The sequence below is a fragment of the Thiobacter sp. AK1 genome (assembly GCF_039822265.1).
In the GTDB taxonomy this organism is placed as follows: Bacteria; Pseudomonadota; Gammaproteobacteria; order Burkholderiales; family Thiobacteraceae; genus Thiobacter; species Thiobacter aerophilum.
This window is the reverse complement of the sequence record NZ_JBAJEX010000003.1, coordinates 55,657-76,283: the sequence shown is the minus strand read 5'-3', so window position 1 is coordinate 76,283 and position 20,627 is coordinate 55,657. Positions and strand designations below refer to the sequence as shown.

At 64.8% G+C, this 20,627-nt stretch carries 24 protein-coding genes; 12 read left to right on the top strand and 12 right to left on the bottom strand.

Going from position 1 to position 20,627, the window contains the following annotated elements; genetic code table 11:
* Positions 1-128: 128 nt before the first annotated feature.
* Both V6E02_RS05310 and V6E02_RS05305 read right to left on the bottom strand, forming a co-directional pair.
* The gene (locus tag V6E02_RS05310; protein ID WP_347307920.1) at positions 129-899 is read right to left on the bottom strand and encodes a LytR/AlgR family response regulator transcription factor; all 771 of its coding nucleotides are present in this window, start codon (positions 897-899) and stop codon (positions 129-131) included.
* Complete coding sequence (locus tag V6E02_RS05305; RefSeq protein ID WP_347307734.1) at positions 883-1,932, bottom strand: sensor histidine kinase; 1,050 nt, start codon at positions 1,930-1,932, stop codon at positions 883-885. The genes V6E02_RS05310 and V6E02_RS05305 overlap by 17 nt, the downstream gene beginning before the upstream one ends.
* A gap of 29 nt (positions 1,933-1,961) precedes the next feature.
* On the opposite strand from V6E02_RS05305, the gene argH reads away from it, so the two are divergent.
* Positions 1,962-3,356: an argininosuccinate lyase gene (gene argH, locus V6E02_RS05300; RefSeq protein WP_347307733.1), complete on the top strand. Its 1,395-nt coding sequence runs from the start codon at positions 1,962-1,964 to the stop codon at positions 3,354-3,356.
* Positions 3,357-3,359: 3 nt separating this feature from the next.
* On the opposite strand, the gene V6E02_RS05295 is transcribed toward argH, so the two are convergent.
* Together V6E02_RS05295 and V6E02_RS05290 are read right to left on the bottom strand one after the other, a co-directional pair.
* The gene (locus V6E02_RS05295) at positions 3,360-3,728 is read right to left on the bottom strand and encodes a TusE/DsrC/DsvC family sulfur relay protein (protein WP_347307732.1); all 369 of its coding nucleotides are present in this window, start codon (positions 3,726-3,728) and stop codon (positions 3,360-3,362) included.
* 39 nt (positions 3,729-3,767) lie between these two features.
* Entirely contained in the window at positions 3,768-4,268 is a 501-nt protein-coding gene (locus V6E02_RS05290) for an Hsp20/alpha crystallin family protein (RefSeq protein ID WP_347307731.1), read from the bottom strand.
* Between the two features lie 204 nt (positions 4,269-4,472).
* On the opposite strand from V6E02_RS05290, the gene V6E02_RS05285 reads away from it, so the two are divergent.
* The 8 genes from V6E02_RS05285 to V6E02_RS05250 are packed head-to-tail and all read left to right on the top strand — an operon-like array spanning position 4,473 to position 12,316.
* Complete coding sequence (locus V6E02_RS05285; RefSeq protein WP_347307730.1) at positions 4,473-5,414, top strand: DnaJ C-terminal domain-containing protein; 942 nt, start codon at positions 4,473-4,475, stop codon at positions 5,412-5,414.
* Positions 5,411-5,722, top strand: coding sequence for a chaperone modulator CbpM (locus V6E02_RS05280; protein ID WP_347307729.1), 312 nt, complete (start codon positions 5,411-5,413; stop codon positions 5,720-5,722). The genes V6E02_RS05285 and V6E02_RS05280 overlap by 4 nt, the downstream gene beginning before the upstream one ends.
* Before the next feature lie 8 nt (positions 5,723-5,730).
* Entirely contained in the window at positions 5,731-6,651 is a 921-nt protein-coding gene (locus V6E02_RS05275) for a zinc metalloprotease HtpX (protein WP_347307728.1), read from the top strand.
* Between the two features lie 17 nt (positions 6,652-6,668).
* Positions 6,669-8,516, top strand: coding sequence for an ATP-dependent zinc metalloprotease FtsH (gene ftsH, locus V6E02_RS05270; protein WP_347307727.1), 1,848 nt, complete (start codon positions 6,669-6,671; stop codon positions 8,514-8,516).
* A 28-nt stretch (positions 8,517-8,544) separates the two neighbouring features.
* Positions 8,545-8,982, top strand: a complete 438-nt coding sequence (gene trxC, locus V6E02_RS05265) for a thioredoxin TrxC (protein WP_347307726.1) — start codon at positions 8,545-8,547, stop codon at positions 8,980-8,982.
* 12 nt (positions 8,983-8,994) lie between these two features.
* On the top strand, positions 8,995-10,704 hold the full coding sequence (locus V6E02_RS05260; RefSeq protein ID WP_347307725.1) for a cation:proton antiporter domain-containing protein: 1,710 nt from the start codon (positions 8,995-8,997) through the stop codon (positions 10,702-10,704).
* Entirely contained in the window at positions 10,701-11,180 is a 480-nt protein-coding gene (locus V6E02_RS05255; RefSeq protein ID WP_347307724.1) for a phosphate-starvation-inducible PsiE family protein, read from the top strand. Before V6E02_RS05260 ends, V6E02_RS05255 begins: the two co-directional genes overlap by 4 nt.
* A gap of 17 nt (positions 11,181-11,197) precedes the next feature.
* Complete coding sequence (locus V6E02_RS05250) at positions 11,198-12,316, top strand: S1C family serine protease (protein ID WP_347307723.1); 1,119 nt, start codon at positions 11,198-11,200, stop codon at positions 12,314-12,316.
* Between the two features lie 4 nt (positions 12,317-12,320).
* Here V6E02_RS05250 and V6E02_RS05245 read toward each other — a convergent pair whose 3' ends face one another.
* Positions 12,321-12,893, bottom strand: a complete 573-nt coding sequence (locus V6E02_RS05245) for a MarR family winged helix-turn-helix transcriptional regulator (RefSeq protein ID WP_347307722.1) — start codon at positions 12,891-12,893, stop codon at positions 12,321-12,323.
* A 23-nt stretch (positions 12,894-12,916) separates the two neighbouring features.
* Positions 12,917-13,234 (bottom strand): iron donor protein CyaY, encoded by a 318-nt coding sequence (cyaY, locus tag V6E02_RS05240; RefSeq protein ID WP_347307721.1) that lies wholly within the window; start codon positions 13,232-13,234, stop codon positions 12,917-12,919.
* 57 nt (positions 13,235-13,291) lie between these two features.
* On the opposite strand from cyaY, the gene lptM reads away from it, so the two are divergent.
* From lptM to V6E02_RS05230, 3 genes are all read left to right on the top strand, one after another.
* A complete protein-coding gene (lptM, locus tag V6E02_RS13000; protein WP_430626774.1) occupies positions 13,292-13,429 on the top strand; it encodes an LPS translocon maturation chaperone LptM in 138 nt (45 codons plus the stop codon).
* Positions 13,426-14,691 carry a diaminopimelate decarboxylase gene (gene lysA, locus V6E02_RS05235; RefSeq protein ID WP_347307720.1) on the top strand — a complete coding sequence of 422 codons (1,266 nt, stop codon included), beginning with the start codon at positions 13,426-13,428 and terminating at the stop codon, positions 14,689-14,691. Before lptM ends, lysA begins: the two co-directional genes overlap by 4 nt.
* A gap of 368 nt (positions 14,692-15,059) precedes the next feature.
* Positions 15,060-15,698, top strand: coding sequence for a histone H1-like repetitive region-containing protein (locus V6E02_RS05230; protein WP_347307719.1), 639 nt, complete (start codon positions 15,060-15,062; stop codon positions 15,696-15,698).
* Between the two features lie 46 nt (positions 15,699-15,744).
* Here the strand turns inward: V6E02_RS05230 and msrQ are convergent, their stop codons facing one another.
* From msrQ to V6E02_RS05200, 6 genes are all read right to left on the bottom strand, one after another.
* A complete protein-coding gene (gene msrQ, locus V6E02_RS05225; protein WP_347307718.1) occupies positions 15,745-16,359 on the bottom strand; it encodes a protein-methionine-sulfoxide reductase heme-binding subunit MsrQ in 615 nt (204 codons plus the stop codon).
* The gene (gene msrP, locus V6E02_RS05220) at positions 16,360-17,274 is read right to left on the bottom strand and encodes a protein-methionine-sulfoxide reductase catalytic subunit MsrP (protein WP_347307717.1); all 915 of its coding nucleotides are present in this window, start codon (positions 17,272-17,274) and stop codon (positions 16,360-16,362) included.
* Between the two features lie 53 nt (positions 17,275-17,327).
* The gene (locus tag V6E02_RS05215; RefSeq protein ID WP_347307716.1) at positions 17,328-18,065 is read right to left on the bottom strand and encodes an anti-sigma factor family protein; all 738 of its coding nucleotides are present in this window, start codon (positions 18,063-18,065) and stop codon (positions 17,328-17,330) included.
* A complete protein-coding gene (locus V6E02_RS05210; RefSeq protein WP_347307715.1) occupies positions 18,065-18,586 on the bottom strand; it encodes a sigma-70 family RNA polymerase sigma factor in 522 nt (173 codons plus the stop codon). The genes V6E02_RS05215 and V6E02_RS05210 overlap by 1 nt, the downstream gene beginning before the upstream one ends.
* A 14-nt stretch (positions 18,587-18,600) precedes the next feature.
* Positions 18,601-19,026: a nuclear transport factor 2 family protein gene (locus tag V6E02_RS05205; protein WP_347307714.1), complete on the bottom strand. Its 426-nt coding sequence runs from the start codon at positions 19,024-19,026 to the stop codon at positions 18,601-18,603.
* A 161-nt stretch (positions 19,027-19,187) separates the two neighbouring features.
* A complete protein-coding gene (locus V6E02_RS05200) occupies positions 19,188-20,564 on the bottom strand; it encodes a dihydrolipoyl dehydrogenase family protein (protein WP_347307713.1) in 1,377 nt (458 codons plus the stop codon).
* Between the last annotated feature and the right edge of the window lie 63 nt (positions 20,565-20,627).

Here is a 20,627-nt window from a genome sequence, read left to right as displayed (position 1 = left end):
CGCCAAAAGAGCGCTTCGCGCGCTTCGGCTTCTTCGCATTCAGATCCTCGTGGCGGCAAAACCTCGAAACCCCGGCAGCGCGGCGGCTTGCCCTGCTCGCAGGTAGGCGACGTGGCGGGGCGAGCGGGTCAATGGGTTGCCCGCTGGCCGCTCTTGAATTCCCGGATCACATGCTGCTGGCGGCGTGATACCGGCGGAGTTTCCGGGATGCCTTTGAGCATGACCACCCAGCCGCTGCCGGCATGTTCCCCCTCCCCTTCTCCCTCCTTGACTCGCTTGAAACCTGCCACGTGGGCGCGCGCTACCAGGCAGTTGCGGTGGATGCGCACGAAACGCTCGCCGAACTCCTGCTCAAGCCGGCTCAAGGATTCCTCGATCAGATATTCCTTAGCCGCAGTGCGTACCGTCACGTACTTGAGCTCCGCCTTGAGGTAGATCACTTCGTGGATAGGCACCAGCACAATGCGGCCCCGGTCGGTGATGGCCAGGTGGCTGCGCGGGTGACCGGCCGCGTGCTTAATTGCTTCCAAGCGCGGACGGCTTAAGCCCTGGGCCTTGTTGAGGGCTGCGGCCAGCCTTTCCGCGCGCACCGGCTTGAGCAGGTAGTCGATGGCGTTCACCTCGAAGGCACGCACGGCGTAATCGTCATAGGCGGTGGTGAAAATCACTGCCGGGGGATGTTCCAGCTCAAGCAGATGCTCGGCGGTTTCGATGCCATCTATCTCTGGCATGCGAATGTCCAGCAGGACCACGTCCGGCCTGAGCGCACACACGGCATCGAGGGCTTCGCGTCCGTTGCTGGCCTCGCCCGCAATGCGGACGGGCAGCTCCATGGCCAGGTCGTGCAGCAGATCGCTTAGACGCAGCCGCGCCGGTGCCTCGTCATCCACGATCAGCACGCTCAAGGGTTCTCGGTTCATTCTTGGCCCGGGTGTAAGGAAGGATGATGTGCACCTGATAGGTGTCGCCCAGCCGTTCCGCCTTCATGGTGGCTTCGGCATCGAAGTGCAGCGCCAGCCGCTCGCGGATATTCTGCACCGCCATGCGGTTGCCCGCATGATGACGACCAGCGGTGGTGGGGCAGGGATTCTTCACGACCAGATGCACCTGGTGCCGGTGGCGGTAGATGTTGACGACGATCTCGCCGGGTTCCGCCACCGGCTCCACCCCATGATAGACGGCATTTTCCAGCAGGGGCTGCAAGATGAGCGGCGGCACCAGGGCGTCCTTGGGCATCTTGTCGATGTGCCAGACCACTTTCAGCCGGTTGCCCAGACGCAGCTGCTCCAGCTCCAGATATTGCCAGCTTAAGTTGAGCTCGCTCTCCAGGGTCACCAATTCCCGGTTGTTGCCCATCAGCACGCGAAACAGATCGGCCATGTCCAAAAGCGCCCGCTCCGCGCGCCGCGGATCGCTGCCCACCAGGCTCAACACGGCGTTGATGCTGTTGAATAGGAAATGGGGCCGGATGCGCGCCTGCAGGGCTTGCAGTCTCGCCTCTGTCACTGCCGGAGAAAGGATGCGAGCGCGCATGTGGAAGTAACCCAGGATGGCGGTGCTCGCCAGCAGACTCAGGGCGACTACACCGCCGGTGTCGCCTTTCACCTCCCATTGGAACAGATGCGCGAGCAGAAACTCATGGCCCACGGCGATGGCCGTCACCACAGCCACAACCAGCGCTGCGCCCCAGACATAGGGCAGGCGGGCAAGCCAGGGGTTGACGAGAGACATGAGGCCGAGACTCGCTAGCACCACCGGCTGCAGATGCAGGGAAACCTCCTGCAAGGCGCGCCAGATCTGGGTCAGGCTGGGTGCAATGACGAGGGCTGCTGCCAAGCCCATGACGTTGGCAAGCACCAGGATGCGCAGGATAGTACCCAGATTGGCGAAATTGGGCAGGGTAACGGGGTGGGGATGGTTTATACTTGCCACCTCCCTATTGTGGTTAAGGCATATCCTTGATGCAAGAAGAAAAATCGCCCAATGGCAGGTGGTCGGGACGCTTTTCCGAACCCGTGGACGAGCTGGTGAAGCGCTTCACCGCCTCGGTCTTGTTCGACCGGCGGCTGGCCTTGTTCGACATTCAAGGTTCGCTCGCCCATGCGCGCATGCTGAGCGAGGTGGGGCTGCTGGCTGCCTCCGATCTCGCCGCCATTGAGGCGGGCATGGCGCGCATTCGCGAGGAGATCGAAAGCGATCGCTTTCCCTGGTCGGTGGATCTGGAAGACGTGCACATGAACATCGAGCGCCGTCTCACCGAGCTCATCGGTGAGGCGGGCAAGCGTCTGCATACGGCACGCTCGCGCAACGACCAGGTGGCCACGGACGTGCGCCTGTGGCTGCGCGATGCCATCGACCAGATCCAGGCGCGAGTCCGGGCGCTGCGGATCGCGCTTCTGGACCTGGCGGAGCAGCATACCGAGACCATCATGCCGGGCTTTACCCATCTGCAGGTGGCGCAGCCGGTTTCCTTTGCCCATCATTTGATGGCCTACCAGGAAATGTTTGCGCGGGATCAGGCGCGGCTGGCCGACTGCCGGCGGCGCGTGAATCGACTGCCCCTGGGGGCTGCGGCCCTTGCCGGCACGACCTATCCCATTCGCCGGGAACGGGTGGCAGAGCTGCTGGGCTTCGAGGGTTTGTGCGAGAACTCCCTGGATGCCGTGTCCGACCGCGACTTTGCCATCGAATTCACCGCCTGTGCTTCCCTGGTGATGATGCATCTGTCGCGCTTGTCCGAGGAACTCATTCTGTGGATGAGCCCGCGCTTCGACTTCATCCGGCTCGCAGACCGTTTCTGCACCGGCTCCTCCATCATGCCCCAGAAAAAGAACCCGGATGTGCCGGAACTGGTGCGGGGCAAGACCGGGCGTGTCTATGGCCATCTGATGGGGCTTTTGACCCTCATGAAAGCCCAGCCCTTGGCCTACAACAAGGACAATCAGGAAGACAAGGAACCTCTTTTCGACACCGTCGATACCTTGCTCGATGCGCTCACCCTGTTCGCGGACATGATGGGCGCCATCACGGTGAACACGCAGGCCATGCGCCAGGCGGCGCGGGAAGGGTACGCCACTGCCACGGATCTTGCCGATTACCTGGTGAAGAAGGGCGTGCCCTTTCGCGATGCCCACGAGGCGGTGGCGCGCGCCGTGCGCCACGCGGAGGCCAAGGGCTGCGACCTGGCCGACCTGCCTTTGGAGGAATTGCGGCAGTTCTCACCCGTGATCGATGCCGACGTGTTCGCGGTGCTCACCCTGGAAGGGTCGCTTGCGGCGCGTAATCATTTGGGCGGCACGGCCCCGGCGGCCGTACGCGCAGCCATTGCCCGCGCACGGGCGACCCTAGGGGCGTGACGGTCAGCTCACGCTGCCGAAGGAAGGATCGGTGGCGTGGGGCGGTACCGGCAGGCCTGCGATCTTCATGCCCTGCACCATGGGGCCGTGGGGAAAGAGCTGATAGAGCCAGCGGCGGCCGCCCTTGTCGGCGAAATACTCTTCGGTGGAACGCAGGATCTGGTGCGCGTCCTCCGTGCTGCCGTTCTGGTTGATGAAATAATCCCGCAGGAAATTCAGCACCTGGAAGTGCTCGTCGGTGAGGGTGATGCCTTCCTGCTCGGCAAGCTTGCGTGCGATGTCGGGCGACCACTCGTCGAGCTCCACCAGCTCGCCGTAGTGATTGCGCACAATGATCTTTCCCTGAATGGCGTCGATGATGGGAATGGTCATGATGGAACGCTCCTTCTTTCGTAGCAGTTGCGGGAAACCTCATTCCACGGGGATTGAGCGGGGCGAGCGCCGGCCGGGCACAAGCTTGGGGAGCTCAACCCGCAGCACCCCATTTTTGTAACTGGCGCGAGCCTCTTCGCTTCTCACCGGTGCGGGCAAGGGAATCATGCGCCGGAAGCTGCCGTAGGCGCATTGCAGGGTATGCCAGCGCCCCTCGGTGGCCTCACGTTCGAAACGCTTCTCGCCCGAGACGATCAGACTGTCGCCTTCCACCTGGATGTCCAGATCCGCCTTGTCCATGCCGGGCACTTCCAGGCGTACCACCACGCGCTCATCGTCCTCGAACACTTCTCCGCCCAACATGGCCCAGCCTAGCGCCGGCAGAAAGGACTCGTCCTCCACTTCCTCTGGCTTGGGCAGGTTGGTTTTCTCGCCGGGGCGAAAGCGCGTCAAGGCCCCACGCGCCGACTCCCAGAGATGACGCCAGCCTTCCGTGACGCTGTCCCACAGGCTTCCGACTTCGCGCAAACCCAGTTTCATGGTCATCTCCTTTCTTCTGTCCTATGGTCATTAAAGCAGCGAAAACGGAAATGTGCGAGCATTCTTCCTATATGGACAATTCGGGGCGTCCTTTTCCGATTTCAACCCAGATGATCCATCAGACCGGCGCTTGCGGCCCCTTGATTGGTGAGGGGTGGCCCTCATATCTGTTGCTTGCCGCTTACGCCACGACAAGGACAAGGCATGGAATTCAAGAACTACTACGAAGTGCTGGGCGTTTCCCGCGACGCGACGGCTGACGAGATCAAGAAGGCCTTCCGTAAACTCGCGCGCAAATACCATCCGGATGTGTCCAAGGAGCCGGATGCGGAAAAGCGCATGAAGGAGATCAACGAGGCCTACGCCGTGCTCTCGGACCCGGAGAAGCGCGCCGCTTACGACCAGCTCGCCGCCCAAGGTTACCGTTCCGGCGAAGAATTCCGGCCGCCGCCCGGCTGGGATGCGGGCTTCGAGTTCTCCAGCCATGGCTTCTCCCCCCACGAGGCGGCGGAATTCTCCGATTTCTTCTCGCAACTGTTTGGCGGCTTTGGCGGGCGCAGCCGTCGCAGCAGTGGCTTCCGCGCCCAGGGCGAAGACCATCACGCCAAGGTCTATCTCGATCTGGCCGATGCCTTCACGGGCGCTACGCGCCAGATCACCCTGCGCGCGCCCCGGCTCGACGCCAGTGGCCACCTGGTGCTGGATACACGCACCCTGAACGTGAAGATTCCCAAGGGCGTGCGTGAAGGCCAGATCATCCGCCTCGCGGGGCAAGGTGCGCCTGGCATCGGCGGCGGCCCTCCTGGGGATTTGCTGCTTGAGGTGCACTTCCATCCCCATCCCCGTTTCCAGGTGCAGGGCAGGGACTTGCACATGCGCCTAGCGGTGGCGCCCTGGGAAGCGGCCCTGGGTGCGGTGGTGCCGGTGGAGTTGCCTGACGGCGTGGTCAAGGTGCGCATCCCGCCCGGTGCCCAGTCGGGCAGGCAATTGCGGGTGCGGGGCAAGGGTATTCCCTCCGATCCCCCGGGGGATCTTTTGCTCACCCTGCAAGTGGTGCTGCCGCCAGCGGATACGCCGCGGGCGAGGGAACTTTATGAAACCATGGCGCGGGAGCTCGCCTTCGACCCGCGTGCCGGGAGGACATGATGAGCGACGAAGAGGTATTGATCGGCACCCTGCTCTCTGAGAGCTGGCTTACCCTGGAGCAGGTGGCGGCTGCCTGCGACGTGGAACCCGAGTGGCTGCTCGCCCATCTGGAGGCAGGGTTGTTTCCCCATGCCGAGAGCGTGGGAGGCGTGTGGCGTTTCGCCGAGGAGGCCCTCACCCGCGCGCGCCGCATGCGCAGCCTGGAGCGGGACTTCGAGGCCGTGCCAGAGCTCGCCGCGCTGGTGGCCGACCTCATGGAGGAAACCGATCGTCTGCGCCGGCGTCTGCGCTGCCTGGGTGAGCTGTGAAGCCGGACGTGTCCGACGAAACGTGGCGGCGCCACGCCCGCGCCAACCGGTTGCAGAGCCTGTTGCTTGCGGGCGTGTTGTTGGCCATCGCCGCGCAAGCCGGCTGGCTGCTCCTTGGGGAATCTGGCCTGTGGGCGGCGCTGGGTGCGGCGGTGGTGGCGTTGGCCGTCGAACCGGCCGCGGCGACGCGGCTTACGCTGCGCCTCTACGGCGCGCGGCCCCTCACCGGGGCGCCGGCGCTGGAACAACTGGTGGCAAAGCTGGCGGCGCGCGCCCAGCTTGCGCGTGCGCCGCGCCTCTATTGGGTGGGCAGTCCCGTGGCGAACGCCTTCGCCGTGGGGAGCCGGGACGATTCACACATCGTCCTCACCGAGGGACTGCTTCGCAATCTTGACTGGCGCGAGCTGGCGGGAGTGCTCGCCCACGAGATCGCCCACATCGCCCAGGACGACCTCCGGGTGATGGGGCTGGCGGATTACGTGAGCCGATTGACGGCCTTGGTCGCCTTGGTGGCGCAAATGCTGCTGCTCGTATCCTTACCGGCGTGGCTTGCGGGGGCGGTGGACATCCAGTGGCCAGGGCTGTTGCTGCTCTTGTTCTCGCCGCAGCTCGCCCTACTTGCCCAGCTTGGCTTGTCGCGGGTGCGCGAGTTCGATGCCGACCTGATGGCGGCGCGCCTCACTGGCGATCCGGAGGGGCTGGCGGCGGCCCTGGCGAAAATCGAGCGGGTGAGCCGCTCCTGGAAGAGCTGGCTGATGCCGGGTTGGGGCAATCCCGAGCCGTCCTGGCTACGCACCCATCCCGCCACCGAGGAGCGCATCGCGCGCCTGCGCGCGCTCAAACAAGGGTCGGCCGAAGCGCAGGACTGGCAATGGCCGGGTTCGCACGTGCGGCCTCCGCGCTGGCATCCTCTTGGGATCTGGCGCTAGACGATAAAGGAAAAACGATGGAACAGAAAACCCAATGGAATCTCATTTATTGGATCGTCGCCATCACCCTGCTTTTGATGCTGCAGAACTGGTGGCAGACGGCGCGCACCGTGGAGCTCGTGCCCTACAGCGAATTCGAACAGGCGCTCAAGGAAGGCCGGGTGGAAGAGGTGTTCATCACGGACAAATTGATCACCGGCAAGCTCAGGGCACCCGATGCCAAGGGCAAGACGGTGATCGTTGCCAACCGGGTGGAACCAGACCTTGCCGCGCGGCTCGCCCAATACAACGTGCCCTACACGCGGGTGGTGGAGAGCACCTTCCTGCGCGACCTCATGTCCTGGGTGCTGCCGGCGGTGATCTTCTTTGCCGTCTGGTTCTTTCTGTTTCGCAAGTTCGCCGAGAAACAAGGCATGGGCGGCTTCATGACCATCGGCAAGAGCCGCGCCAAGGTCTATGTGGAGAAGGACACGGGCGTCACCTTCGATGACGTGGCGGGGGTGGACGAGGCCAAGGCCGAACTCCGCGAAGTGGTGGAGTTCCTGAAAAATCCCCAGGAATATGGACGGCTGGGCGCGCGCGTTCCCAAGGGGGTGCTGTTGGTGGGGCCACCTGGCACGGGCAAGACCCTGCTCGCCAAGGCGGTGGCGGGAGAAGCCGGAGTGCCCTTCTTTTCCATCTCGGGGTCGGAGTTCGTGGAAATGTTCGTGGGCGTGGGCGCCGCGCGGGTGCGGGATCTGTTCGAGCAGGCGCGGGAGAAAGCACCGGCGATCATTTTCATCGACGAACTGGATGCGCTGGGACGCGCGCGTGGCGTGGCGAACCCTCTCGGCGGCCACGACGAACGAGAGCAAACCCTCAATCAGCTTCTCACGGAAATGGATGGGTTCGATTCCTCCGTGGGGCTCGTCATCCTTGCCGCCACCAACCGCCCTGAAATCCTGGATCCGGCGCTGCTGCGCGCCGGCCGCTTCGACCGCCAGGTGCTGGTGGACCGGCCCGACAAGAAAGGACGTCTGGCCATCCTCAAGGTGCACGCAAAGAAGATCAAGCTCGCTGCCAACGTGGATCTGGAACAGGTCGCTGCACTCACCGCTGGCTTTTCCGGGGCCGATTTGGCCAACCTGGTGAACGAGGCCGCCCTCATGGCCACGCGCCGCAAGGCCGATGCGGTGGAGCTCTCCGACTTCACCGCCGCCATCGAACGCATCGTGGCGGGGCTGGAGAAGAAGAATCGCGTGCTCAACGAGCGGGAACGCAGGACCGTGGCCTATCACGAGATGGGCCATGCGCTGGTTGCTTTGGCGCTGCCAGGGACCGATCCGGTGCACAAGGTTTCCATCATCCCCCGTGGCATCGGCGCCCTCGGCTATACCATCCAGCGTCCCACCGAGGATCGCTATCTCATGACGCGGCAGGAACTGGAGAACAAGATCGCCGTGCTCTTGGGCGGACGCGCCGCCGAGAAACTGGTTTTCGGCGAACTGTCCACCGGCGCGGCCGACGACCTGGCCAAGGCCACCGACATTGCCCGCGACATGATCACCCGCTACGGCATGGACGAGGATCTCGGCTACATTGCCTTCGAAGCCCAGCGCCCGCGTTTCCTGGATGTGCCGGAACTGGCCGCCGGCGGCTGCCGGGTGGCGGAATCCACCCAGGCGCGTATTGACGCCGCCGTGCGCGGCATCGTCATGGATGTGTTTGCGCGGGCCTACGGCATTCTTGCCGACAACCGAGACGTGCTGGATCGCTGTGCAGCAGAGCTGCTGGCGCGAGAGACGCTGGACGAGGCGGCCATCCAGGCGCTCACCGTTGATTTGAAAAAACCCGCTTCGGCCCTAGCCACAGCCGTTTCCAGCTAACTGCAATGCCCCTATTCGGAGAAACATCGTGAGCGATACCCTCAACATCGTCTGTCCCCATTGTCACGCCGTCAACCGCGTGCCCAGCGTTCGGCTCGATCAGCATCCCAATTGTGGCAAGTGCCACCGGCCCCTGTTCACCGGGCATCCCGTCGCGCTCACCGCCGCCACCTTCGGCAAGCACATCGAGCGTAGCGACATTCCGGTGCTGGTGGATTTCTGGGCGCCCTGGTGCGGACCGTGCAAGATGATGGCGCCCCAGTTCGAACAGGCGGCGCGCGTCTTGGAGCCCCGCGTGCGCCTGGGGAAAGTGGACACCGAAGCGGAACAGATGCTGGGGGCGCAATACGGCATCCGCAGCATTCCCACCCTAGTCCTGTTTAGCGGCGGGCGGGAGATCGCGCGCCAGGCCGGGGCGATGGGGGCACAGGACATCGTCCGCTGGGTGCAAGCTCAACTGCGCTGAACGTCTGCATCCGTGCAGGATCTCTTCTCCTTCTCCCTCGCCCTGCTGGTGGCGGGGGCGATCGCCGCGGCGGTGGCGAGTCGCTTGCGCCTGCCCACGCTGCTCGGCTATCTCGCTGCTGGCGTCGCCCTCGGACCCTCGGTGTCGGGGCTGTTGCAGCCCGGTGCAAGCCTCACCTTCCTCGCCGAGGTGGGTGTGGTGTTGCTTTTGTTCATGGTGGGACTGGAATTCTCCGTGGCGAGCCTGTGGGCCACTTGGCGCCGCGTGCTCTCGGCGGGGCTTATGCAAATGCTGTTCGTGGGGCTGGCGGTGGGACTCGCCAGCCGCGCGCTGGGGGTGGACGCGCGGGCGGCTTTCCTGCTGGGCGCGGCGGCGGCCATGTCCTCCAGTGCCATCGTCGGCAAACAGCTTGCGGAACAGGGCGAGCTCACCGTGCGCCACGGCCGCATGGCCATGGCCGTGCTGGTGTTCCAGGACATCGCCACCATCCCCGTGCTCGCCCTGCTCGCCATCTGGGCGCGCGGTGGCGCGCCCCAGACCGGCGCAGTGTTGGTGGAGGTGGCGGGCGTAGTGGTCCTGTTCGTGGTGGCGGTGGCCGCCTCACGCCGCCCCCTGCATCGCTTCATGGCCTGGGTGGCGCGGCGCGGCGTGGAGGAGGTGTTCTTGCTGGTGGCGCTCACTTTGGTGCTGGGGGCGGCCTATGGCGCCCATGTGCTGGGGGTGTCGCCCGCGCTGGGTGCCTTCCTCGCGGGGATAGTGTTGGGCGAGAGCGATTTTCGCCATCGCATGGAAGACGACATCCGCCCCTTCCGCGACGTGCTGTTGAGTCTGTTCTTCATCACCGTCGGCCTGCAAGTGGATGCCGGCCAGTTCCTCGCCGCGCCGCTGGCGGTGCTGGCCTGGTTCGCGGCGCTGGTGCCCTTGAAAATCCTGCTCAATTGGCCGGCTTTGCGCCTGGCGGGGCTGTCGCGGGCCGATGCTTGGCGCAGCGCGGTGGTCCTGGGGCATGGCGGTGAATTCGGTTTGCTGCTTTTGAGTGGCGCCATGACGTCGGGGGTGATTCCGGCGCCCCAAGGCCAGGCGGCCTTGGTGGCCTTGGCGCTGTCCATGGGGGCGGCGCCATTAATGATCCGCCACCACGAACGCATTGCCCGCCTGCTCACCCGGACCGCGGTTCACCCCGCGCCACCTCAGGAAGAGGACGTGGGCTTGCGCGCCGCGCAGCTTAAACAGCACGTCATCGTCTGCGGCGCGGGCCAGTTGGGGCGCATCGTTAGCCAGGCGCTGGCGGTGGCGGAGATTCCCCACCTGGTCGTGGAGTCCGACTACGAGGCGTACCAGATTGCACGCGCGGAAGGACTGCCGGTGTATTACGGTGATGCCAGCCGCATCAATACCCTGCGCGCCGCCGGTGTGGAGCGGGCGCGGCTGGTGGTGATCACCTTCCACCGTTCCGAACAGGCGCTGCGCATTGTTCATTACCTGCGTCACACCCATCCCGACGTGCCGGTGCTGGCCACCAGCCTCACCGACCGCGAGGCGCGCCGCCTGCTGGGCGAACCTGGGGTGAAAGTCTATGTGGAACGCCTGGCGGCTGGACTCGCTCTGGCTGAGCGCGCGCTTTTGGAAAGCGGTGTCGATGCCGAGCGCACTGATGGCCTCATCGCCGCCCTGCGCGAGACGCTACAATCTCCACTTCATCCCGCCAAGGAGACTCCATGAAGCCGCGCCCCTCTGCTGCCTGGAAAGACCTGCGCGATGCCTGGGCAGTGATGAGTTTCTACGAACGTTTCGAGGAAGTCATCGCGCTCATCCTCTCTGGGGTCATCGCGGTGATCGTGGTGATTTCCCTGATCCAGCTCATTCGCCTGGCGTTTACCCTGCTGTGGGTGGATGCCTTCAACCCCCTCGATCACACCGTGTTCCAGACCGTGTTCGGTGCCATCATGACCCTGCTCATCGCCATGGAGTTCAAGCACTCCATCATCAAGGTGGCGCTGCGCCGGGACAGCATCATCCAGGTGAAGACCGTGGTGCTGATTGCTTTGATCGCGCTGGCGCGCAAGTTCGTCATCCTGGATCCTGACGCGGGCCCCGCCAAGATCGCCGCCCTGGCGGGCGCCACCCTGGCCCTGGGCATCGTTTATTGGCTGATGCGCGAGCGCGACGAGGCGGCCACGCGGGCTACCCAATCCTGAAACCTTGAGGAGCTGTCATGTCTTTGCGTCGCATCGTGTCCCTGTTATGGCTTGCTGTGGTTCTGCTGTTGCTGCTCGTGCTCTGGCGGGGGACCCCCTTCTGGCTTGGCGCGCCTAGCCCCGACGCCAAGCCACGTCCCGTGACGGCGCGGGGCGATTTGGCGGCCGATGAGAAGGCTACCATCGAGATCTTCGAAAAATCCCGCGACAGCGTGGTGTTCATCAGCACCCGCGCCACGGTGATGGATCTTTACACGCGCAACGTGTTCACCGTCCCCCGCGGCACCGGTTCTGGCTTCATTTGGGACGATAAAGGCCATGTCATCACTAATTTCCACGTGATCGAGGGCGCCTCCGAGGCCACGGTGCGCCTGGCCGATGGCCGCAGCTTCCGCGCCGCCCTGGTGGGCGCTTCGCCGCCCCACGACATCGCCGTGCTGAGGATCGGCGTGGCCTTCAAGCGGCCACCGCCGGTGCCCATCGGCACCAGCCACGACCTCAAGGTGGGACAGAAAGTGTTTGCCATCGGGAATCCCTTTGGCCTGGACTGGACCCTCACAACTGGCATCGTCTCCGCCCTGGACCGGGCGCTGCCCACCGAAGACGGTCGCACCATCGACCACCTGATCCAGACCGATGCCGCCATCAACCCCGGCAATTCGGGGGGGCCGCTTTTGGATTCTGCCGGCCGCCTCATTGGCATCAATACCGCCATCTACAGTCCCAGCGGCGCCTCTGCCGGCATCGGCTTCGCCGTGCCGGTGGATACCGTCAACCGGGTGGTGCCTCACCTCATTGCCAAGGGCCGCTACATTCGGCCTGCCCTGGGCATCGAGGTGGACGAGATGCTCAATGCGCGCTTGACCCGCCTGCTCGGCGTTGAGGGCGTGGTCATCCTGCGTGTGCTTCCGGATTCCTCGGCGGCCCAGGCCGGGCTCAAGGGCGCCACCCTCGGGCCGGACGGCAGCCTAGTGCCGGGCGACATCATTCTGGCGGTGAATAGTCGGCCGGTGCGTAGCGTGGCCGAGCTGTTCTCCCGTCTGGACGACTTCCAGGTGGGTGATCAGGTGACCCTACGCCTATTGCGCGGCAGCCGGCAGCTGGAGGTGGCGGTGACGCTGATGCCGGGTGCCTGAGTCTTCACGCGCGGGGGGTGTGCAAGCGGCAGATCTGGCGGGTTTCCGGCACGCTCAGGCGTTCGCCCGTGACGCCACAGTGGTAAATTCGGGCGCTCTCGCGCTGCAGATGGGCGCAGGTGTTACACACCCCAAAGGTCCGTTCCTGATGCATGGCCTGGAGATTGCGCAGGGTTTCCTGCAACACCAGCACAGTGGTGCGGCTGCGCGCTGGACTGATGTTGGCGGCGGCAGTCTGCCAGATGGGCGCGAGTTGGGCATCCTTCATCAGACGCCGGCCAGAAGCGGAGAGCTTCAAGCGAACTACGCGCTTGTCGCGTTCGTCCACGTAGCGGGTCACCAGCCCCTTGCGGTAGAGCAAAAGCAGACTCTGGGACACCGTGCCCTTGGTCAGTCCCAGATACTCGGTGAGCGCCTGGGGGGTGTTGCTGTAACGGTTGGCCTGACGCAGATAGCTCAAGGCCTGCAAATGCACGGGGTGCAGCTTGTAGGCCGCTCCCAGCCGGCGCATCTCGACCCGGATCAGGTTGCCCAGGCGCTCCGTGAGTTCCAGCAGGTTGAAAGCGCTCTTGCGCATCGGGCGGCTTGGCGGTCTCCCGTTCAGTCGAAGTTTACCGGCATGCCCGCCTGCTCGCTCACCCAGCGGGCGAGCGAGGGGATGAGCTGGGAGCCATCGCGGGTGTTGCGCCAGGCACCGTCCATCCAGCGGAAGTGAAAACCGCCGGCGCGGGCGGCCACCCACAGCTCCTGGTTGGCGCTCTGACGGTTGATGACGATCTTGCTGCCGTCCGGGAAATCCAGGGTGAGGATGCCCGCGCTGGTTTCGTAGTCGATGTCGGCTCCACTGTCCTCGATCGCTTGCTCGATGCGGGCCAAGGTCTCGTCCACCAGGCGGTTGAATTCCGTCTCGGTCATCATGTTTTCCCCGTGTGCTAAGATGCGGGCTTGGCCTGCCACCCCTGATCCCATTCCTCGATGCGATTTGTCCCCATGATATTGGTGCTCGCGGCTGCGCTGCAAGCCTGTGGCGTGAAAGGGCCGCTCTACCTGCCCCCGCCGGCTGCAACATCCCCTCAGGCACCCGCCGCGGACAAAGACAGGGAAAGACCGTGACGCCTTTCGCCTATCGCGAGCAGGGGCTGTGCGTGGAAGCGGTGCCCCTGACCCGCATCGCCGCCCAATACGGCACGCCGTGCTATGTCTATTCCCGCGCCGCGCTGGAATTCGCCTTCAGGAACTTCGATGGCGCGTTTAGCGGGCTGCCCCATCTCATCTGCTACGCGGTCAAGGCCAACTCGAATCTCGCCATCCTCGACTTGTTTGCCCGGCTGGGCGCGGGCTTCGACATCGTCTCCGGTGGCGAGCTCAAGCGCGTGGTGGCCGCGGGGGGCGATCCCTCCAAGGTAGTGTTCTCCGGCGTGGGCAAGACCGAGGCTGAGATGCGCCTGGCCCTCGAGCTTGGCATCCACTGCTTCAACGTGGAATCCGAAGCAGAGCTCTACCGCCTCAACGAAGTGGCCGGTGGGCTTAAACGCCGGGCGCCGGTGTCCCTGCGCGTCAATCCCGACGTCAATCCGCGCACCCACCCCTACATCTCCACCGGCCTCAAGGAAAGCAAGTTCGGCATCGAATATGCCCGCGCCTTCGAGCTCTACCAGGTAGCGCAAGGGCTGCCCCATCTCGTCGTGCGCGGCATCGACTGCCACATCGGTTCCCAAATCCTCCAGGTGGAGCCCTTCGTGGATGCCCTGGAACGGGTGCTGGAACTGGTGGATCGCCTTAAGGCCGCGGGCATCCGGCTCGAGCACTTGGATCTGGGGGGCGGACTGGGCATTCGCTACCGTGACGAGTGCCCCCCTGATCTCGCTGAGTATGCGCGCCGCCTCGCCGAGCGCCTCGCAGGGCGGGGACTCAAGCTATTGCTCGAGCCGGGGCGAGCCCTGGTGGGCAATGCCGGGTTGTTGCTGACTCGAGTCGAGTACCTCAAACCCGGACAGACGCGTCATTTCGCCATTGTCGATGCCGCCATGAACGACCTCATGCGCCCCGCCTTGTACGACGCCTGGCATGACATCCTTCCCGTGGTGCCCCACCAAGGTTCCGCGCGGACGTGGGAGATCGTCGGCCCGGTGTGCGAAAGCGGTGATTTCCTCGGTCACGCCCGCAGTCTCGCCCTCGCCCAGGGCGATCTGCTGGCCATCATGTCCGCGGGAGCCTACGGCATGAGCATGGCTTCCAACTACAACAGCCGACCGCGGGCTGCCGAAGTGATGGTCAGCGGGGAACAGGTCTTCCTGATCCGGGAGCGGGAATCAGTGGAGGCTCTCTACGCCCTGGAACACCTGCTTCCCACCGATGCTCTGTCTGCCTCCTAAAGACTCCACGCCGGCGAACGAAAAATTATTTTTTAGCGCGGATGGATTCGACCCGATACCATCTCGCGAAAGCCGCGCCGCTGCTTGCTCCTAGGGGAATGGTGTTTGTCTAAAATCGGTATCGAGTCGCGACCAAATTACTGGCACCCCGTTTTTTCTCAGTAAAAAGCATGGAGTTTGCGTTGACGGCTATTGTGTGCTTCCGCGTGCTGCCATAAATTTCGCGTCACCGGGCGGTAGCGAACTTTCAACTGAGTCACGGAAGGTAAGAGTTGCGCGTGAGTCAATTGGGAGCCACCTGCCGCCGGGTGGCGCGGCTTGAGGCCTCGCCGGTTTCAATCCTTAACGTTTCGAAAAGGAGTTCAACCATGGCAACACTGGAAATGGCCGCGGCGGCAGCTGGCAGTTCGTCTGGCAAGCCTGCGGCCAAGAAGCCCGCCGCCAAAAAGGCGGCAGCCAAGAAGCCCGCAGCCAAGAAGGCGACCGCCAAGAAGCCTGCAGCCAAGAAAGCTGCTGCCAAGAAACCGGCCGCCAAGAAGCCAGCGGTGAAAAAGGCCGCCGCCAAGAAACCCGCGGCGAAGAAGGCGACCGCCAAGAAGCCGGCGGCGAAGAAGGCCACGGCCAAGAAACCCGCCGCCAAGAAGCCGGCGGCGAAGAAGGCCACGGCCAAGAAACCCGCCGCCAAGAAGGCGGCACCGAAGAAGGCCACGGCCAAGAAACCCGCCGCCAAGAAGGCGGCACCGAAGAAGGCCGCCGCCAAGAAGGCGGCACCGAAGAAGGCTGCGGCCAAGAAGGCGGTCGCCAAGAAACCCGCCACCAAGAAAGCGGCGCCGAAGAAAGCCGCGCCCAAGCCGGCGGCGAAGAAGGCGGCACCGAAGAAGCCCGCCGCGAAGAAAGCTGCGCCCAAACCGGCGGCGCCTGCTCCGGCACCGGCAGCTTCGCCGGCCGCGCCCATTGCGCCGGTGATCCCCAAGCCGATGGCCACGGTGGCGTCGCTGCTCAAGTAAGCGCGGCGCGGTTCATGAAGCGGGTGGGGCGACCCTCCCGCTTTTTTTATTTGCTGCGCAGCCAGTGCATCACGCGCGCGGCAAGCAGGAGGCTTAAGATCGCCCCGTAGAGGAGGGGTTGGCTGAGATCTTTCTTGACCAGCCAAAAGTAGTGCAGGACCGCCGCGATGCCCACGCCATAAACCAGACGATGCAGTCTCTGCCAGTGGCGTCCCAGTTGGCGCATCATGGCCTGGGTGGAGGTCAAGGCGAGGGGGAGCATCAGGAGATAGGCGCTCGCCCCCGCGGTGATGAAGGGCCGCTTGATCACGTCGCGCGCGATCTCATTCCAGTCGAAGAACTGGTCCCACCAGAGATAGGTGAGAAGGTGCAGGCTGGCGTAGAAAAAGGCGAACAAGCCCAGCATGCGGCGCAGGCGCACCAGCTCGTTGCGGCCGGAAAGCCACCGCAGGGGCGTCACGGCCAGGGTCGCGAGCAACCATACCAGCGCCCAGGTGCCGGTGGAGTGGGTGACGTACTCGACGGGATTGGCCCCGAGACCTTGGCCGCGTGCAAGCCAGACGAGCCGCGCAAGCGGCAGCAGGGCGAACAGGAACAGGAAGGGCTTGAGCCAGGCCAGGCGTGGCCTCCTCACCGACTCGGTTCGGGAGGCGCGCCCCATTCAGAAGAATTTCTTCAGATCCATGCCGGCATAGAGGGACGCCACCTGGTCCCCATAGCCGTTGAAGGGGAGGGTGGGCCGCTTGTGGAACTCGCCGATGCGCCGTTCCCGAGCCTGGCTCCAGCGCGGGTGGTCCACTGCCGGATTGACGTTGGAATAGAAACCGTATTCATCGGGTGCTGCGCGCATCCAGGTGGTGAGGGGCTGCTTTTCCACCAGGCGGATGCGCACGATGGACTTGGCACTCTTGAAGCCGTATTTCCATGGCACGACCAGGCGGATGGGCGCACCGTTCTGGTTCGGCAGCAGTTCGCCATACAGGCCCACGGCAAGCAGGGTCAGAGGATGCAGGGCTTCGTCCAGACGCAATCCTTCGCGATAAGGCCAGTCTAGGAGGGGGAGGCGCTGACCTGGCATCTGGCGGGGATCGTGCAGGCTCACGAATTCCACGTATTTCGCCGATCCCAATGGCTCTGCCTGGCGCAGCAACTGGGCCAGGGGGAAACCGATCCAGGGGATGACCATGGACCACCCCTCCACGCAGCGCAGGCGGTAGATGCGCTCTTCCAGCGGGAAGCGTAGCAGCGCCTCCACGTCCCACACCCTGGGCTTTTGCACCAAGCCCTCCACGCTCACCGTCCAGGGACGGGTGATCAGGCTATGGGCCCGTTGCGCAGGCTCCTCCTTGCCGGTGCCGAACTCGTAGAAGTTGTTGTAGTGGGTCACGTCTGAGAAGGGGGTGAGGGGCTCTTGGGTGGAATAGGCGCTCGCCTGTGCGGCAAGGCGCGCCTGTGCCGGAGCCGCTAGCGCCGCCAGCGCGGCGGCGCCGCTTTTGAGAAAGGTGCGCCGGCTTAGCACCAACTGGCTGGGGGTGATCTCCGAAGGGGGAATGTAAGGGATACGAAGCTTGGACATGAGGCCTCTCGATGTTTGCGACTGGCTCGGCCAAGGCAGGGAATCCAACGTCCTCAGCCGAGCTGGTGATAGACCGACGTGGCGATTTCCAGCAGACGCGCCCGGTCCAGCTCGCCCGAGAGGGCATAACCGAAGCGGCCGTCCACCCAGTAGAAGACGCTCACCCCGTCCTTGCGTTCAAAGCGGAAGGCGGTCTCTCTCGCCGTGCCGGACAGTACGCGCACGTAGAGGCTAAGCCGCCTGCCTTGGCTGTCCTGGTACATGAACTGCGCGGCAGGGCCGTCGTCGGCCGGCAGCAGCCGCCCGCCCATGAGATGGAAGCCACTGGGGGCGAGATCAGGCGCATTGAGTTCAGCGCCCAGGCGCTTGGACAGCCATTTGACCAGATGGGCCTGCTGCTCCGCGCCCACTTCCACCGGATGCAGCACTTCCGGCGCATAGACCACGTGGGCCACTGCCGCCTCCCGCGGCAGGGACGCAAGAGGCCCTGGTGCGGGCGCATCGCCCCGTGCCAGCCAACCCAAGGCGGCGCCTACGCCCAACCAACCCAGCATCGCGGCATAGCGTAGTGCGGGTAGGGCGCGCGCGGGCGGCTTGAGCCGCGCCGGCAGGGGTTCCTCCAGCACTGGGTCGAACAGGGCGTGCAGCGCTTCTTTCTGGTGGCGCCAGGCCGAAACGCGCGCCGCCGCATCCGGGTGCTGCGCGAGGTAGGCTTCGACTTGCGCGCGGCGCGGCCCATCCAGGGCATCATCCAGGTAGGCGTGCAAGCTGTGTTCGTCGATTTCCCGCATTACTTCACTCGGCGCAGGCTCGGCCAGCGCTCTCCTTCCATCAGGCGCCGCAAACGTTCACGGCCCCGTGCCAGGCGCGACATCACCGTGCCCAGCGGCACACCCAGGACCCGCGCCACTTCTTCGTAGCGTAGGCCTTCCAGACCCACGAGCAGCAACACCTCGCGCTGCTCCGGCGCAAGCTGCGCAAGAGCGGCGGCCAGGTCGCGTAGCTCCAGCGCCTTTTCTTGGGTGGGGGCTACTGGCAGTTTCTCCAGGACATCCTCATCGGACACGCCTTCCCAGGCAGGGCCAGCGCCTTCGCGGCGCGCAGCCTGCTGGTTGACATAGACATTGTGCATGACAGTAAACAGCCAGGCGCGCAAATCCGAACCGTGGCGCCAGAGGGCGAACTTCTTGAGTGCCCGCTCGAGCGTGTCCTGTACCAAATCATCGGCGCGCGCGGCATCCCCCGTCAGCGCCCGGGCAAACCGACGCAGGCGGGGGATGTGTTCGGTGATGGGATGGCGCCGCTGCCACACGCTGCGCGACTCACTCAATAGGCGCTGACGGCGAGTTTAGGATCCACCTGCCAGACTTCGTTGACCAGCTTGCCATCCCGGTACACCAGCACGTAGCGCACCTTGACCGTGCTTTTGCCCTGGAACTGGACGTTGGCGGTGACGGTCGCGCCCTTGTCGTTGGCGGATTCCTCGAGGCGCGCGACGGTCACCGTATAGGGCGCGTTCTTGGCGAAGCGGCTCCAGACTTCGCGGATCGCTTCCGCCCCGCCATAGGCGCCATCCAGCGGGCCACCCACCCACTGGAAAGCGGCCTGGGGCGCGTACTGCGCCATGATGAGGTCCACCTGGCCGGCTCCGATGGCGTCAAAGTGGGCACGCGCCGCTTCTTCGGCGGGACCCGCGTGGGCGGGGAGGGAAAAAGCGGCGAAGACAGCGAAAAGCAGTAGAGTCTTGTGCATGGCTGTGCTCCAGTGTTGCCCCTTGCGCCGGCGGGCGTGGTAGTGGCTCAGGCAGAAAGGCCATTGCGTCACCTCGCCACCCCGGCAGGGGTTGGTTGAAGGGAATTACATTGGAGCAAACAGGACGAGGTGCGAGTTTATTCCCTCAGCGGAGAAAAATTTCACTCGCCTGGCTTTTCCGGCGCGGGCAGTCGGGCCACGATGCCCTGGGCTGCCTGGCAGACCGCCTCGGCGCGCGCCGGGTGGCCATAGAAACCATTGGCCAGGACGCGCAGCGCCTCCGGCTGGTTCAGACGCTGGGCAAAGAGGTGGATGAGCTCGGCGGCATCGCTGCCCACCACTTCGGCCCCCAGCAAGGCCCCTGTCTTGCCGTCCGCCACCAGGCGCACGCAGCCATCCGCCTCGTCCTGACTCAAGGCCCGGACGTTGTGGCTGAAATCGGCACTGCCCACCAGCAAGCCCTCCTCCTCGGCCGCCGCGGCGCCAATGCGCCCCAGTTCCAGGGCGGAGTGAATGACTTCCGGCACGGCGCGCCGGTCCTGCCTTCGGGAGCCCGGTGCCAGGATGTTGGCCACTGCGACCGCCGCGTCCGCCAGCGCCTGGCTTGCGCTCATGCGGGGATTGGTCACGTCTCCCACCGCATAGATGTGGGGTTGCGAGGTTTGCATGTACTCGTTGGTCTTGATGAAGCCCTTGCTGTCGGTGTTGACGCCCGCCGCTTCCAGGGCCAGCCCCGAGGTGTGGGGACGGCGGCCGGTGCCCAGCAGCACCCAGTCTGCGAGCACGGAATCGCCGCCGGCGAGGATCACGCGTACGCCCTCGGGCGGCATTTCCACCGCTTCGGGACGCGCCCCGACGCGCGCTTCGATACCGTGGCGGCGTAGGCGCTCGTTTAGACGCTGCAAGGCGGCGGCACTGAAGCGGGAATGGGACAGGGGAGGATTGTGGGCCACCCAGGTAACTTCGCGCCCCAACATGGTCAGGATGAAGGCGAATTCGGTGGCGACGGCGCCCGAGCCGACGATGGTCACGCGCTTGCCCGCGGGCGGCGGCTGGCTGAACAGCTCATCGGTGGTGAGCACACGCTGTGCCGTGATGAAGAAGGGCTTGGGTACGTAGGGCGCGGAGCCGGTGGCGACGACGAACTGGCGGGCGCTGAGGCGGTCACGTCCATCCAGGGCGATGGTATGGGGATCGACGAAGGAAGCAGTGGCGGCAAAGCCGTTGATGCCCAGGCGCTTCATCTGCGCGATCTGGGTATCGCGTACCGAGCGGGCGAGTTTGCGTGCATGTTCCCAGGCCCCGGCGAGATCACCGCTGACGCTGCCGTGGATGCCGCGTCGGGCGAAGCCTTTGGCAGCGAGGAGCAGCTTGGCGGTGTGATGCCAGTCATGCTTGGGCAGATAGCCGCGGTTTCCGCCACAGCCGCCCCACTCGGCTTTCTCGATGATGGCGACCTTGAGTCCGTGACTGGCGGCAAGGACAGCGGCGCGGTTTCCGCCCGGCCCGGAGCCGATCACGATCAGGTCGTATTGCATGGGTGGAGGTTGCCCCCGGCGATTGCTCGTTCTCCGCATCCCGCGTGGGCTGCGGGAAGTTTG